Raw genomic sequence first — 13,173 nt, forward strand, 5'->3', positions numbered from 1 at the left:
ATGAGCATCACGGAGAAGAGCGAGCGGGATGCGGGCCGGAGCGGCGACGCCCCCGAGGAACTCGGCGCGGCCGGCGCCCAGCTGAGCACCCAGCCCGTCGACAGCCTGAACAGCGTGCCCGCGCTCGGCGTCGTCGGCTGGCTGCGCTGGATGTGGCGGCAGCTCACCTCGATGCGGGTCGCCCTCGTCCTGCTCTTCCTGCTGTCGCTGGCCGCGATCCCCGGCTCGCTGATCCCGCAGCACTCCGACGCGCTCAAGGTCGACACCTTCAAGAAGCACCACCCCGGCATCAGCCCGCTCTACGAGCGGCTCGGCCTCTTCCACGTCTACAGCTCGCCGTGGTTCGCCGCGATCTACATCCTGCTGTTCGTGTCGCTGGCCGGCTGCATCGTGCCGCGCACCTGGCAGTTCGTCGGCCAGCTGCGGGCCAGGCCGCCGGCCGCGCCGCGCCATCTGACCCGGCTGCCCGCGTACTCGACCTGGCGCACCGACGCCGACCCCGACCAGGTGCTCAAGGCCGCGCACAAGGCGCTGCGCGGCCGCCGCTTCCGTACCTCGCTGAGCGCGGCCGGCGACGTCCCCGGCGGATCGGTCGCCGCCGAGAAGGGCTATCTGCGCGAGGCGGGCAATCTGCTCTTCCACGTCGCCCTGTTCGGCCTGCTGATCTCCTTCGCCGTCACCTCGCTCAACAAGGCCGAGGGCGGCAAGCTGATCGTCGAGGGCGACGGCTTCGCCAACAACCTCACGCAGTACGACGACTTCTCGCCGTCCACCCTCTACGGCGCCGACGACCTCAAGCCGTTCGGCTTCACGCTGGACAGCTTCGACTCCAAGTACGAGACGAGCGGCCCCGACATCGGCAGTCCGCGGGTGTTCAAGGCCAACATCCACTACTGGAACGGCGCCGACGGCAAGCCCGTCAAGGGCGTCATCGACACCAACCACCCGCTGAGCATCGGCGGCGAGAAGGTGTACCTGATCGGCCACGGCTACGCGCCGGTCGTCACCGTCAAGGACGCGCAGGGCAATGTGGCCTTCCAGGGCCCGGTGCCGTTCCTGCCGCAGGACAGCAACATCACCTCGACCGGCACCATCAAGGTGCCCGACGCGCTGGACAAGAAGGGCAAGCCCGACCAGCTCGCCTTCACCGGCTACTTCACACCGACCGGTGACGCGAGCGCGGGACCGCGCTCGTTCTTCCCCGGCCTGGACGCCCCGCTGCTGTTCCTCAACGCCTACCACGGCGACCTCGGCATCGACTCGGGCATCTCGCAGAACGTCTACCAGCTCGACACCAAGCACATGAAGCAGATCAAGCTGGAGACCTCGACCCCGGGCATCAACGCGGTCGCGCTCAAGCCCGGCGAGGCCATCACCCTGCCGAACGGCGCGGGCAGCCTCACCTTCACCGGGGTGAAGACCTGGGCCAGCTTCCAGATCTCCCACCAGTCGGGCAACGAGACCGCGCTGATCAGCGGGGCCGCCGCGATCCTCGGCCTGATGGGCTCGCTGTTCATCCAGCGCCGCCGGATCTGGGTACGGGCCTCGCGCGGCGCCGACGGCACCACCGTGGTCGAGACCGGCGGCCTCGGCCGCAGCGAGTCGGTGCGGATCGCCGACGAGATCGGCGCCCTCGCCCTCCAGCTCCAGCCCGACGCCCCCGCCCTGCCGGACGACGAGAACGACGAGAACGGCGAGAACGGCGACGGCGGCGCCGAAGTAGAGTCAACCTCCCGGACGGCGTCCGACACAGCCACCCGGACCGACGACGAAGGAGCCCGCGCGTGAACATCGCGGCGGCGGTCAACGAGAACTTCGCGAACTACAGCAACTACCTGATCCGCTCGGCGATGTTCGTCTACGCGCTCGCCTTCCTCGCGCACCTCGCGGAGTGGGTCTTCGGCAGCCGCAGCAAGGTCGCCGTGCAGTCCGCGGCGCTCGCCGCGGAGACCCGCGAGGCGCAGGAACAGGACGGCGGCAAGGCCGGCACGGTCGCGGTCAAGGTCGTCCAGCGCGGCGGCGCCACCACCACCCTGGAACGGCCCCGCCCCCGGATCGTCCCCAAGGTCGTCACCCGCGCCTCCGCCTCCGACCGCGGCATCGCCGACGGCCCGGGCGCCGCGGGCGAGGACGAGAAGGGCGACCTCTACGGCCGGGTCGCGATCGCCTTCACGGTGCTGGCCTGGCTGCTGCACTTCGGCGGTGTGCTCTTCCGCGCGATCTCCGTGCAGCGCCCGCCGTGGGGCAACATGTACGAGTTCTCCACCACCTTCGGCATGGTTGCCGTCGGCGCGTACCTCGTGCTGCTCCTGATGAAGAAGAACGTCCGCTGGATCGGGCTGTTCCTCACCACGTCGGTCCTGCTCGACCTGGGCCTGGCCACCTCGGTGCTCTACACATCGAGCGACCAGCTGGTGCCCGCACTGCACTCGTACTGGCTGTGGATCCACGTGTCGTGCGCGATCATCTCCGGCGCGATCTTCTACCTCGCCGCCGTCGGCACGATGCTCTACCTCTTCCGCGACCGCTACGAGACGGCGCTGGCCGCCAACCGCGAGCAGAACCGCCGCTGGGCCGACATCATGTCCCGGCTGCCCGCCGCCGCCAGCCTCGACAAGTTCGCGTACCGGATGAACGCGCTGGTCTTCCCGCTGTGGACGTTCACCATCATCGCGGGCGCCATCTGGGCGCAGGCCGCGTGGGGCCGCTACTGGGGCTGGGACCCCAAGGAGACCTGGGCGTTCATCACCTGGGTCGCCTACGCCTGCTACCTGCACGCGCGCGCCACCGCCGGCTGGAAGGGCCGCAAGGCCGCCTACCTGGCGCTGATCGCCTTCGCCTGCTTCCTGTTCAACTACTACGGCGTGAACATCTTCGTCACCGGCAAGCACTCCTACGCCGGCGTCTGAGCCGGTACAGGAGCTACTGGTCGCCCTCGGACGGCGCGGAACCGCCGTCCTCGCGGTTCCTGTTCTGCTTGTTCAGCTCGCTGAGCGAGCGCAGGAACTCCGGATTGTCGTCCGGGGCGACCCACACCCGGCGCGGGCGCGGCTCCGCCACCTCGCGGTCGCGCCGCCGCTCCCGGAAGCCGCGCACCTCGCTCTCCGGGTCCGCGCGCCCGCCCTCGTACTCCCGGTGCCACTCCGCCGGGGTCGCGCCGCCCCGGCCGCGCACCGGCGCCGGGCCGCGCCGCCGCCCGATCAGCAGCCAGGCCACCGGGCCGATCAGCACCTCGCCGAAGAACAGGATGATCAGCACCCACGCCACCTTCGGCAGGCCCCGCACCTCCCGCTCGGGCGTGCCGAGGCAGTCCACGAAGGCGTAGATCCACAGCGCGATCACCATCAGATACGGCAGATACCGCAGCACAACGACCCCCACGACGCAATGACGAAGTCCCCAGCCTAGGGCCTGTCCGGCGGATCATGAACGGCCCCTTCGGCGCCTGGCACGCACGCCCGCCGCGTTGCCAAAAGACCCATATAGCTCCGCTATGCGGGCCTTCCGGCGCCTTGCGCTCACACGCACCAGACACCGCCTGGACCGCCCATGATCCACCGGACAGGCCCCAACCAAGGGCGCGCGCCACCGGCCGGGGCGGGATGGGAGACTGGGGCGCATGGCTTACGACGATCTCCGCTCGTTCCTGCGGGCCCTGGAGAAGGACGGCGACCTCCGGCGGATCAAGGCCGAGGTCGACCCGTATCTGGAGGTCGGCGAGATCACCGACCGGGTCAACAAGGCGGGCGGCCCCGCGCTGCTCTTCGAGAACGTGCGCGGCTCGGTCGCCCCGCTGGCGATGAACGTGTACGGCACCGACCGGCGGCTGCTCAAGGCCCTCGGCCTGTCCTCGTACGCGGAGATCAGTGACAAGATCGGCGGCCTGCTCAAGCCGGAACTCCCGCACGGCTTCGTCGGGATGCGCGAGGCGTTCGGCAAGCTCGCCGGGATGACGCACGTGCCGCCGAAGAAGGTCAAGGACGGTCCCGTCCAGGAGGTCGTGCTCACCGGGGACGACGTCGACCTCGACGCGCTGCCCGCCCTGTTCACCTGGCCGCAGGACGGCGGTTCCTTCTTCAACCTCGGCCTGACCCACACCAAGGACCCGGAGACCGGCGTCCGCAACCTCGGCCTGTACCGGCTCCAGCGGCACGACCGGAACACCATCGGCATGCACTGGCAGATCCACAAGGACAGCCGCAACCACTACCAGGTCGCCCAGCGGCGCGGCGAACGCCTCCCGGTCGCCATCGCCTTCGGCTGCCCGCCGGCCGTCACGTACGCCTCCACCGCGCCGCTGCCCGGCGACATCGACGAATACCTCTTCGCGGGCTTCGTGCAGAACAAGCGGGTGGAACTGGTCGACTGCAAGACCGTGCCGCTCCAGGTGCCCGCGCACGCCGAGGTGGTGCTGGAGGGCTGGCTGGAGCCCGGGAAGACGCTGCCGGAAGGGCCCTTCGGCGACCACACCGGCTTCTACACCCCGCAGGAGCCCTTCCCCGCGCTGACCGTCGACTGCGTCACGATGCGCAAGCGGCCGCTGTTCCAGTCCATCGTCGTCGGCCGGCCGCCGACCGAGGACGGGCCGCTGGGCCGCGCCACCGAACGCTTCTTCCTGCCGCTGCTCAAGGTGATCGTGCCGGACATCGTGGACTACCACCTGCCGGAGGCGGGCGGCTTCCACAACTGCGCGATCGTCTCGATCGACAAGAAGTACCCCAAGCACGCGCAGAAGACGATGCACGCCGTGTGGGGCGCGCACATGATGTCCCTCACCAAGCTGGTGATCGTCGTCGACGCCGACTGCGACGTCCACGACCTGCACGAAGTCGCCTGGCGGGCACTCGGCAACACCGACTACGCCCGCGACCTGACCGTCGTCGAGGGCCCGGTCGACCACCTCGACCACTCCTCGTACCAGCAGTTCTGGGGCGGCAAGGCGGGCATCGACGCGACCCGTAAGCTGCCCGAGGAGGGCTACACCCGCGACGGCGGCTGGCCGGACATGGTGCTCTCCGACCCGGAGACGTCAGAACGGGTGACAAAACGCTGGAAGGAGTACGGCCTGTGAGCAGCGAGGCGATCCTGGACGGAGGCAGCGCGAAGGCTGGGCCTCCCAGCACAAGCGGGGGTGAGCCGGTCAGGGCCTTTCTGCGGCTGGTGATGATCGAGCACTCGGTCTTCGCGCTGCCCTTCGCGTACATCGCCGCGCTGACCGCGATGTTCCTGGACGACGCGTCCGTGCACTGGTGGCAGCTGCTGCTCGTCACCGTCGCCATGGTGGGTCTGCGGACCTTCGCGATGGCGTGCAACCGGATCATCGACCGGGAGATCGACGCCCGCAATCCTCGGACGGCCGGCCGCGAACTGGTCACCGGCGCCGTCTCGGTGCGCTCGGCGTGGACCGGCGCGCTGATCGCCGTCGTGGTCTTCCTGGGCGCCGCCGCGCTGCTCAACCCGCTGTGCCTGGCGCTCGCGCCGATCGCGGTGGTGCCGATGGTGGTCTATCCGTACGGGAAGCGCTTCACCAATTTCCCGCACGCGATCCTGGGCGTGGCGCAGGCGATGGGCCCGATCGGGGCGTGGCTGGCGGTGACCGGCTCCTGGTCGTGGGACGCGGTGATCCTGGGCCTCGCGGTCGGCGTGTGGATCGGCGGCTTCGACCTGATCTTCGGCTGCCAGGACGTGGCCGCCGACCGCGCCGAGGGCGTGAAGTCGGTGCCGGCCCGCTTCGGCATCCCGGCCGCCCTCTACGGCGCCCGCGCCTGCCACGCGGTGACCACCGGCCTGCTGATCTGGTACGGCGCCGCCACGCACGCGGGCGCCTTCTGGTGGGTCGGCCTGGCGATCGTGGGCGGCGCTTTCCTCTACGAGCACTCGATCGTGAAGCCGCACGACCTGAGCCGGCTCAACCGGGCGTTCTTCCAGGTCAACGGCTTCATCGGGATCGCGCTGTTCGTGTGCGCGCTGCTGGACCTGAGCGTGCGCGGCCTCGGACTCTGAGGAGTCCGAGGCCGCGCACGCGGGGCACTTACGGCTGGGCGCCGTTTACGAGTACAGGCTGTCGTCCGCCGAGGAGTCGGAGGTACCGGAGCCGGAGGAGCTGTCCGGGCCGCCGCCGAAGCTGTACATGATCAGGCCCATGATGTCCTGCGGGTTGAGCGTCTTGGCGCCCGAGGGGGCCTCGACCGCGTCGGCGTCGGTGTCGACGTCGAGGACGATCGGCAGCTTGCCCTTCGCGCCGTCGTCGAGCTGGGCGGCGTCGAAGGTGATCGCGGAGACCTTGCCGCCCTTGACGGCGACGTCCAGCGAGACCGACTTGTTCGGCACGTCGTCCAGGTCGGACGGCTTGAAGTCGGGGATCTGCTTGGTCAGCGAACCGAGGCTGGCCTCCAGTTCCTTGGCGACCTGCCGGGCCGGCACGGTGACCTGGACGTGGTCGGCGCCGTCGTGATTGCCGAGGTCCTTGAACTTCGCGTTGTCCTTCAGCGCCTTGCGCAGGCCGTCCACCAGCTGCTTCTGGGACTTGGCGTCCAGACCCTTGCTGGTGTCGGGCAGGGCGCCGAGCGGCGAGTCGCCGCCGGCGTTCTTGGACATCGACTTGGCGAAGTCGCCGAACGCCTTGGGGTCGATGCTCACCCAGTCGCCGTTGAGCGCGGCCTTCACCGAGCCGAGGGAGGACGGCAGGTCGTCGGCGGAGCCGAGGAACTTGTCCAGCTCGGCGAGGTCCTTGTTGGAGGACGTGCCCGTGTCCAGCGCCTCGAAGCCCTTGAGGTCCAGGCGGACGTAGAGCTTCTTGTCCACCGAGCGCAGCTCCAGCAGGCTCTTCTTGCCCGAGCCGTCGGCGGAGATCCTGAAGGCGCCCGAGCTGGTGTCGCCCTCCTCGACGTCCTTGAGCGCCTTGTCCGCGCTGAGCGAGAGGTCGACGCGCAGCTTGGCCAGCAGTGCCGCGTCGTCCTTGGTGAAGTCGTCCTCGCCCTGGAGGGAGGACCAGATCTGGTCGGCGGAGCCCCCGAAGTGCAGCCCGAGGCTGAGCGCCTTCTCGTCGCTGAGCTTGTCGAGGCCCTTCTTGACCTTGACGTCCGGGGTGGCCGCAGCGGCCGTTCCGCAGGCGGCGGAACCGGCGGCGATCAACGCCACGACTCCGGCGGCGGCGAGGCCCTTGCGCATGGTGTTGATGACGGTCTCCTAGGACGAGCGACGAGCCTCGGGCGAGGCTCCGGAACTGTCTGACAAAAGTATGACTACGAGGGTAGCCATGAGGTTGCTGTGTATCGAGGCGGTTTTTCCGGCATCGCCGCACTTCAGCGAGTGCGGGCGGCGGCGCACCCGCCGCACGTCACGACTTCGCAACATCGGGCCGTGCCCACCGCGGCATCAGGCTGTGACGGCCACTGTCCGCTCGCGGAACACGAACGCGGCCACGACACCGCCGATCAGCCCGAACAGGTGCCCCTGCCAGGAGACGCCCGTCGCGGTCGGCAGCACGCCCCACAGGATGGAGCCGTACAGCGCGCCGACGATCACGCCGACCACGATGTCCAGCGGTCTGCGGTCCACGAAGCCGCGGACCAGTAGATAGCCGAAGAGGCCGAAGATCAGCCCGGAGGCGCCGGCGGTGTTGGTGTGCGCGGGGGCGACCAGCCAGACGCCGAGGCCGCCGATCACGATGATGGTGAAGGCCACCGCGAGGAAGCGGCCTATGCCGCGCAGGGCGGCGATGAAGCCGAGGACCAGCAGCGGGAGGCTGTTGGAGGCGACGTGCTCGAAGCCGAAGTGGGTGAAGGCGGACGGCACGATGTCCACCAGCTCGCCGGGCTTGCGCGGCACGATGCCGAGGGTGTCCAGGCGGTGCCCGGCGATCACGTCGACCGCCTCCAGCACCCAGAGCAGGGCGACCCAGGACAGCATCAGTATCCCGGCGGTCATCACCCGGCCGCCGCCGCGCAGCGGCGCGAGCAGCGCACCGGTCCGGCCCGTCCCCGCGGACGGGCGGCCCGTGGTCTGTCCGTATCCGTAGGTCATCGAAGCCCCCCCACTGAGTCCTCTGCTCTGCACAACGTGCGTGACCGGCCGTACGGTTCCCGCTCGCGCGTACGGGTTCGGCGCGCATTAGGCTCGGCGGAGTCGGGGGCCGGATGTCCCCGAGCGGGCGTGATGAGCGGGTGCGAGGTGGGCGTGGGCGTGGGCGGGCGCAGGCCGTGGGTGGTGGGCGTGTCCGGGGCCTCCGGCACGCCGTACGCCGCCGCCGTGCTGCGCGGGCTGCTGCACGCGGGCGAGGCCGTGGACCTGGTGATCAGCCGGGCCGCCCGGCTGACGCTGCTGGACGAGACCGGTGAGCCGTTCCGGGACGCGCACTGGCGCGAGGACCTGGGCCGCTGGCTGGCCCGCGGCGCCGACGGCTCGCCCGGCTTCTTCGCCGACTACGCCTCCGGCACCGCTGATCTGTCGGCCGTCCACCACTGGCCCGCGGGCGACCTGGCGGCCGGACCGTCGTCCGGCTCGTACCCGGCCAAGGGCATGCTGATCGTGCCGGCGAGCACGGCGTGTGTGGCCGGTGTGGCGCTCGGCCTGTCCAAGGATCTGTTGCAGCGCGCCGCGAGCGTGACCCTCAAGGAGCGCCGCCCGCTGGTGGTCGCGGTCCGCGAGACCCCGCTCGGCGGTCGGACGCTGCGCCATCTGGTGGCGCTGGACGACGCGGGCGCCGTGGTGCTCCCGGCGTCGCCCGCTTTCTACGCGGGCGCCGCCCACATCCAGGACCTGGTCGACTTCGTGGCGGGCCGCGCCCTGGACGCGGCGGGCGTGCCGCACAAGCTGTACCGCCGCTGGCGCGGCGAACTGGGCGGCGGACGGGCGGATACGCAGGGCACGCCCCCGCCGATGCCTTAGATTCTTGTCCTGACAGCGCAGTCACGGCATGAACGGGAGGGTCCATTCTGATGGACGCGGTGGACAGGCAGCTCATCCAGGCGTTGCGCGAGAACGGCCGCGCGTCGTACGCGGAGCTGGGCCGGCTGGTGGGCCTGTCGGGCCCCAGTGTCACCGACCGCATCAACCGGCTCGAACAGGCCGGGGTGATCACCGGCTACCGGGCCACCGTCGCGCCCGCCGCGCTCGGCCTCGGCGTGACCGCGCTGGTCGGCCTCCAGCTCAGCGACGCCGCCGACCACGAGGAGGTCGCCACCCGGCTGCGCGACCTGGACGAGATCGAGGACTGCTGGTTCATCGCGGGCGACGACTCGTACATGCTCAAGGTCCGGGTCGGCGACGTGGACGACCTGGAGCGGACCATCCGGCGGCTGTCCGGCACCAAGGGCGTGGCCAGGACGCGTACCACGATCGTGCTGTCCAGCAAGTGGGAGAACCGGGTCGGGGCGCTGCCCGAGGAAGCCTGACCAGGCCGGGGGAGTAGCCTCGGTGAGGTTGATTCCGTAGTAGGAGGAACAGATGGACGCTGGGCTCAAGCGCGAGCTGGAGGAGAAGGTCTACGCCGGCGAGCGGCTGACCCGCGAGGACGGCATCGCGCTCTACGCGTCCGACGACCTCGCCTGGCTGGGCGGCCTCGCCCACCACGTCCGGACGCGGAAGAACGGCGACGTCGTCCACTTCAACGTCAACCGGCACCTCAACATGACGAATGTGTGCACCGCGTCCTGCGCGTACTGCTCCTTCCAGCGCAAGCCGGGGGAGAAGGACGCGTACACGATGCGCATCGAGGAGGCGGTCAAGCTCGCCAAGGCGATGGAGGGCGACAACCTCACCGAGCTGCACATCGTCAACGGCCTGCACCCGTCGCTGCCCTGGCGCTACTACCCGCGGTCGCTGAAGGCGCTCAAGGAAGCGCTGCCGCAGGTGTCGCTGAAGGCGTTCACGGCCACCGAGATCCACCACTTCGAGACGATCTCCGGGATGTCGGCCTCCGACATCCTGGACGAGCTGATCGACGCGGGTCTGGAGTCGCTGACCGGCGGCGGCGCCGAGATCTTCGACTGGGAGGTCCGGCAGCACATCGTGGACCACCGCACCCACTGGGAGGACTGGTCCCGGATCCACCGGCTCGCGCACTCCAAGGGACTCAAGACGCCCTGCACGATGCTGTACGGGCACATCGAGGAGCCGAAGCACCGTGTCGACCACGTCCTGCGGCTGCGCGAGCTCCAGGACGAGACCGGCGGCTTCCAGGTCTTCATCCCGCTGCGCTACCAGCACGACTTCGTGGACATGAAGGACGGCAAGGTCCGCAACACCCTCCAGGCGCGCACCACCATGGCGTCCGGCGCCGAGGCGCTGAAGACCTTCGCGGTCTCCCGGCTGCTGTTCGACAATGTGCCGCACGTCAAGGTCTTCTGGGTGATGCACGGCCTGTCCACCGCGCAGCTCGCGCTCAACCACGGCGCGGACGACATGGACGGCTCGGTCGTGGAGTACAAGATCACCCATGACGCCGACGACTACGGCACGCCGAACAAGCTGACCAGGGACGACATCCTGGACCTCATCCGGGACGCGGGCTTCCGGCCGGTCGAGCGGAACACCCGCTACGAGATCATCCGCGAGTACCCGGGCCCGGACGGGTCGCGGCGCGAGTCGCCGCAGCCGATGCGGGTGTGACGCCGCTGACAGCGTGATCCGCGGGTAATGGCTAAGCTGCCGCTATGGCCCTTACGTGCGAACTCGATCCGCTGATCGACGACGAACTGACCGACGGCATCCTCGCGCTGTGGACCGATGTGTCCAACGCGGGCGGTGCCGTCGGTTTCGTCCCGCCCGTCACCGGCGAGGACATCCGCCCCGACCTGGACCGCTCGCTGGCCGCCGTCCGCGCGGGCGAGCGCCGGCTGCTCGTCGGGCGCGACGAGGAGAGGCAGGTCGTCGCGACCGCCTTCCTCGCGTACAACAGCCACCGGCTGATGACGCACTGGATCTGGCTCTACACCGTCATGGTCCACCCCGGCCGCCAGGGCAAGGGCTACGGCCGCTCCCTGCTGGCCGCCGTCGAGGAGGCCGCCCGCGGCTTCCACGGCATCGAGGCCATCCGCCTCACCTGCCGCGGCGGCACCGGCGTCGACCTCTTCTACGCCACCTGCGGCTACAAGGAGGTCGGCCGCATCCCCGCCGCCATCCGCGTCGCCCCGGGCGACGACCGCGACGACATCGTGATGCTCCTGACCCTCTAGCCAGGTGCGGCACCCACCGGGTGCGACCCTCTTCCGATGCCGCGCCGGAGGCGTGCTTCACTGGGGATATGTTCCGTTACACCGCACTGCGCTTCGGCCTCATCGTCGCCTCCTTCGGCGTCATCTGGGGGCTGGTCCGGCTGCATGTCCTGCCAGCGGGGCTGGGGGACTCGAACTACCTGTGGGTGATCCTGCTCGCCCTGGTCGTGTCGGCCCCGCTGAGCTGGGTGCTGCTGCGCGGCGCCCGCGAGCAGGCCGCGCGGCAGGTCTCCGACCGGGTCGAGCGGACCCGGCAGAACCTGTCCGCGAACATCACCATGGAGGACGAGGCGGACGACGCCGCCCGTGACGCCACCCGCGACGGCGAGCCGCACACCGCCTGACCCCTCCCCGTAGGCTTGCCTCCGGGGACACAAGGGGAGAGGTGGATCCGGTGGGAGTGCAGGGCAAGCGGGTGCCCAGGGCCGTGCGCGAGCAGCAGATGCTCGACGCCGCCGTGGCGACCTTCGCGCGGCGGGGGTACCGCGCCGCCTCCATGGACGAGATCGCCGAGGCCGCCGGGGTCAGCAAACCCCTCGTCTACCTCTACCTCAACTCCAAGGACGAACTCTTCACCGCCTGCATCCGCCGCGAGGCCGACGCGCTGAAGGCCGCCGTCCGCGCCGCCGTCGAACCGGACGCCCCGGCCGACCGCCAGCTCTGGAGCGGCCTGCTCGGCTTCTTCGAGCACACCGCGGCCCACCCCGACGGCTGGACCGTCCTCTACAGCCAGGCCCGTACCGTCGGCGAGCCCTTCGCCGCCGAAGTGGCCGTGATGCGCGCCGAGATCGTGGCCTTCGTCACCGGCCTCATCGCCGCCGCGGCCCGGGACGCCGACTGCGAAGCCGCCGACCAGTCCCTCGCCGACCGCGAGGTCGCCGCCCTGGCGCACGCCCTCGTCGGCGCCGCCGAATCCCTCGCGGGCTGGAACGCCGGGACCACCGGCCCCGGCCGCCCCTCCGGCAAGGAGTCCGCCGCGACCCTGATGAACTTCGCCTGGTCCGGCCTGGACAACCTGATGACCGGCCACCGCTGGACCCCGTCCCGCTGACCCGGGAGGGGATACCGTGCCGGGCACGCGCAGCGACGCTGCTCGGCGACCCCGTGCCGCCACCAGCGGCCCCGTCACATCGTGCCGGTCAGGTGCACCCGTGTACCCGAGCGCACCTCGAAAGCGGAGCCGTTCGCCGCGTACGTGACCGTCGTCGGGAGTAGGACGGGGGCATGGAAAGCGGCGCGGAGCCGCTCCGCGTCCGGATTCTGCGCGGCGCAACGGGCGACGGTCCACATGCCGTGGGCGATGGCGCGCGGGAAGCCGAAGGGGCGTGCCGTCAGGGGATACAGATGGATCGGGTTCCAGTCGCGGGACACCCGCGCGTGCCGCCGCCCGAGGTCGGCGGGAAGCCGCCACTCGGCGACGGCGGGCAGCGCGGCCCCCTCCGAGGTCCCCTCCGCGGGAGCGGAACCCTTCTCCCGTACGGGAGTTGACCCGTGCCGGGCCAGATACGTACTGCGGTCCCGCCACACCAGCTCGCCGTCCAGCCGCGCCTCGGTGACGAGTTCGGCCTCGGTGCCGCGCCGGTGGCGGCGCAGACCGGCCGCGTAGGCGGTGATGTCCGGCCGGTCGGCGGCGGTCAGCGGCGCGTACGCGACCAGGTCGATCGAGGTGTGCACCAGCCCGAGCATCGGCAGCGGAAAGGCCCGCGCCGCCATGATCCGCGCGGCCAGCGGAAAGCCGAGGATGTGCGGATACGTCAGCGGCAGCCGGCCGCGGCCGGACAACCGACCCCCGCCGGAGGCGAATCCGCACACCTCCGCGTACGCGGCGAGCCGCGCCGGGTCGATCCGTACGGCCGGCGCCGTGAGCCGCACGGGCGGCAACTCGGCCTCGGCGGACGGGTGTTTGCCGATCCCGGTGAGCGCGCCGCGGCCGAGGGTGAGCATGAGGGCCGCCACG

Annotated in this window: 14 protein-coding genes; 10 read left to right on the top strand and 4 right to left on the bottom strand. The window is 70.6% G+C overall.

Annotated features, from left to right (window positions below; all coding sequences use genetic code 11):
• Together resB and ccsB are read left to right on the top strand one after the other, a co-directional pair.
• The gene (gene resB / locus BM076_RS10060; protein ID WP_093713098.1) at positions 1-1,788 is read left to right on the top strand and encodes a cytochrome c biogenesis protein ResB; all 1,788 of its coding nucleotides are present in this window, start codon (positions 1-3) and stop codon (positions 1,786-1,788) included.
• The gene (gene ccsB / locus BM076_RS10065; protein ID WP_093713099.1) at positions 1,785-2,909 is read left to right on the top strand and encodes a c-type cytochrome biogenesis protein CcsB; all 1,125 of its coding nucleotides are present in this window, start codon (positions 1,785-1,787) and stop codon (positions 2,907-2,909) included. Before resB ends, ccsB begins: the two co-directional genes overlap by 4 nt.
• A 13-nt stretch (positions 2,910-2,922) precedes the next feature.
• On the opposite strand, the gene BM076_RS10070 is transcribed toward ccsB, so the two are convergent.
• Positions 2,923-3,369, bottom strand: coding sequence for a PLD nuclease N-terminal domain-containing protein (locus BM076_RS10070; RefSeq protein WP_093713100.1), 447 nt, complete (start codon positions 3,367-3,369; stop codon positions 2,923-2,925).
• A 250-nt stretch (positions 3,370-3,619) separates the two neighbouring features.
• On the opposite strand from BM076_RS10070, the gene BM076_RS10075 reads away from it, so the two are divergent.
• Both BM076_RS10075 and mqnP read left to right on the top strand, forming a co-directional pair.
• Complete coding sequence (locus BM076_RS10075) at positions 3,620-5,071, top strand: menaquinone biosynthesis decarboxylase (protein ID WP_093713101.1); 1,452 nt, start codon at positions 3,620-3,622, stop codon at positions 5,069-5,071.
• A gap of 11 nt (positions 5,072-5,082) precedes the next feature.
• Complete coding sequence (gene mqnP / locus BM076_RS10080) at positions 5,083-6,003, top strand: menaquinone biosynthesis prenyltransferase MqnP (protein WP_407640644.1); 921 nt, start codon at positions 5,083-5,085, stop codon at positions 6,001-6,003.
• 45 nt (positions 6,004-6,048) lie between these two features.
• Here the strand turns inward: mqnP and BM076_RS10085 are convergent, their stop codons facing one another.
• Together BM076_RS10085 and BM076_RS10090 are read right to left on the bottom strand one after the other, a co-directional pair.
• On the bottom strand, positions 6,049-7,170 hold the full coding sequence (locus tag BM076_RS10085) for a hypothetical protein (RefSeq protein ID WP_093713103.1): 1,122 nt from the start codon (positions 7,168-7,170) through the stop codon (positions 6,049-6,051).
• Between the two features lie 207 nt (positions 7,171-7,377).
• A complete protein-coding gene (locus BM076_RS10090; protein WP_245795979.1) occupies positions 7,378-7,929 on the bottom strand; it encodes a rhomboid family intramembrane serine protease in 552 nt (183 codons plus the stop codon).
• 228 nt (positions 7,930-8,157) lie between these two features.
• Between BM076_RS10090 and BM076_RS10095 the strand changes: the two genes are divergently transcribed.
• The 6 genes from BM076_RS10095 (at position 8,158) to BM076_RS10120 (ending at position 12,267) form a co-directional block, all read left to right on the top strand.
• Positions 8,158-8,889, top strand: a complete 732-nt coding sequence (locus tag BM076_RS10095; RefSeq protein WP_093713105.1) for a UbiX family flavin prenyltransferase — start codon at positions 8,158-8,160, stop codon at positions 8,887-8,889.
• 50 nt (positions 8,890-8,939) lie between these two features.
• Positions 8,940-9,395 carry an Lrp/AsnC family transcriptional regulator gene (locus BM076_RS10100; RefSeq protein WP_093713106.1) on the top strand — a complete coding sequence of 152 codons (456 nt, stop codon included), beginning with the start codon at positions 8,940-8,942 and terminating at the stop codon, positions 9,393-9,395.
• A 52-nt stretch (positions 9,396-9,447) separates the two neighbouring features.
• Positions 9,448-10,611, top strand: a complete 1,164-nt coding sequence (gene mqnE / locus BM076_RS10105; protein WP_093713107.1) for an aminofutalosine synthase MqnE — start codon at positions 9,448-9,450, stop codon at positions 10,609-10,611.
• A gap of 44 nt (positions 10,612-10,655) precedes the next feature.
• Positions 10,656-11,177, top strand: coding sequence for a GNAT family N-acetyltransferase (locus BM076_RS10110; protein WP_093713108.1), 522 nt, complete (start codon positions 10,656-10,658; stop codon positions 11,175-11,177).
• 68 nt (positions 11,178-11,245) lie between these two features.
• Positions 11,246-11,560 (top strand): DUF4229 domain-containing protein, encoded by a 315-nt coding sequence (locus BM076_RS10115; RefSeq protein WP_093713109.1) that lies wholly within the window; start codon positions 11,246-11,248, stop codon positions 11,558-11,560.
• A gap of 98 nt (positions 11,561-11,658) precedes the next feature.
• The gene (locus BM076_RS10120; protein ID WP_093713382.1) at positions 11,659-12,267 is read left to right on the top strand and encodes a TetR/AcrR family transcriptional regulator; all 609 of its coding nucleotides are present in this window, start codon (positions 11,659-11,661) and stop codon (positions 12,265-12,267) included.
• 74 nt (positions 12,268-12,341) lie between these two features.
• Here BM076_RS10120 and BM076_RS10125 read toward each other — a convergent pair whose 3' ends face one another.
• Positions 12,342-13,172: a MaoC/PaaZ C-terminal domain-containing protein gene (locus BM076_RS10125; protein WP_245795939.1), complete on the bottom strand. Its 831-nt coding sequence runs from the start codon at positions 13,170-13,172 to the stop codon at positions 12,342-12,344.
• Position 13,173 lies beyond the last annotated feature (1 nt).

This window comes from Actinacidiphila alni, assembly GCF_900112845.1.
Classification (GTDB): domain Bacteria; phylum Actinomycetota; class Actinomycetes; order Streptomycetales; family Streptomycetaceae; genus Actinacidiphila; species Actinacidiphila alni.

Bases quoted from the DNA above. Each gene is read 5' to 3' on its own strand.
- resB (WP_093713098.1), top strand. From the start codon at position 1: ATGAGCATCACGGAGAAGAGCGAGCGGGATGCGGGCCGGAGCGGCGAC.
- BM076_RS10075 (WP_093713101.1), top strand. From the start codon at position 3,620: ATGGCTTACGACGATCTCCGCTCGTTCCTGCGGGCCCTGGAGAAGGAC.
- BM076_RS10085 (WP_093713103.1), bottom strand. From the start codon at position 7,170: ATGCGCAAGGGCCTCGCCGCCGCCGGAGTCGTGGCGTTGATCGCCGCC.
- BM076_RS10090 (WP_245795979.1), bottom strand. From the start codon at position 7,929: ATGACCGCCGGGATACTGATGCTGTCCTGGGTCGCCCTGCTCTGGGTG.
- BM076_RS10095 (WP_093713105.1), top strand. From the start codon at position 8,158: ATGAGCGGGTGCGAGGTGGGCGTGGGCGTGGGCGGGCGCAGGCCGTGG.
- BM076_RS10100 (WP_093713106.1), top strand. From the start codon at position 8,940: ATGGACGCGGTGGACAGGCAGCTCATCCAGGCGTTGCGCGAGAACGGC.
- mqnE (WP_093713107.1), top strand. From the start codon at position 9,448: ATGGACGCTGGGCTCAAGCGCGAGCTGGAGGAGAAGGTCTACGCCGGC.
- BM076_RS10110 (WP_093713108.1), top strand. From the start codon at position 10,656: ATGGCCCTTACGTGCGAACTCGATCCGCTGATCGACGACGAACTGACC.
- BM076_RS10115 (WP_093713109.1), top strand. From the start codon at position 11,246: ATGTTCCGTTACACCGCACTGCGCTTCGGCCTCATCGTCGCCTCCTTC.
- BM076_RS10120 (WP_093713382.1), top strand. From the start codon at position 11,659: ATGCTCGACGCCGCCGTGGCGACCTTCGCGCGGCGGGGGTACCGCGCC.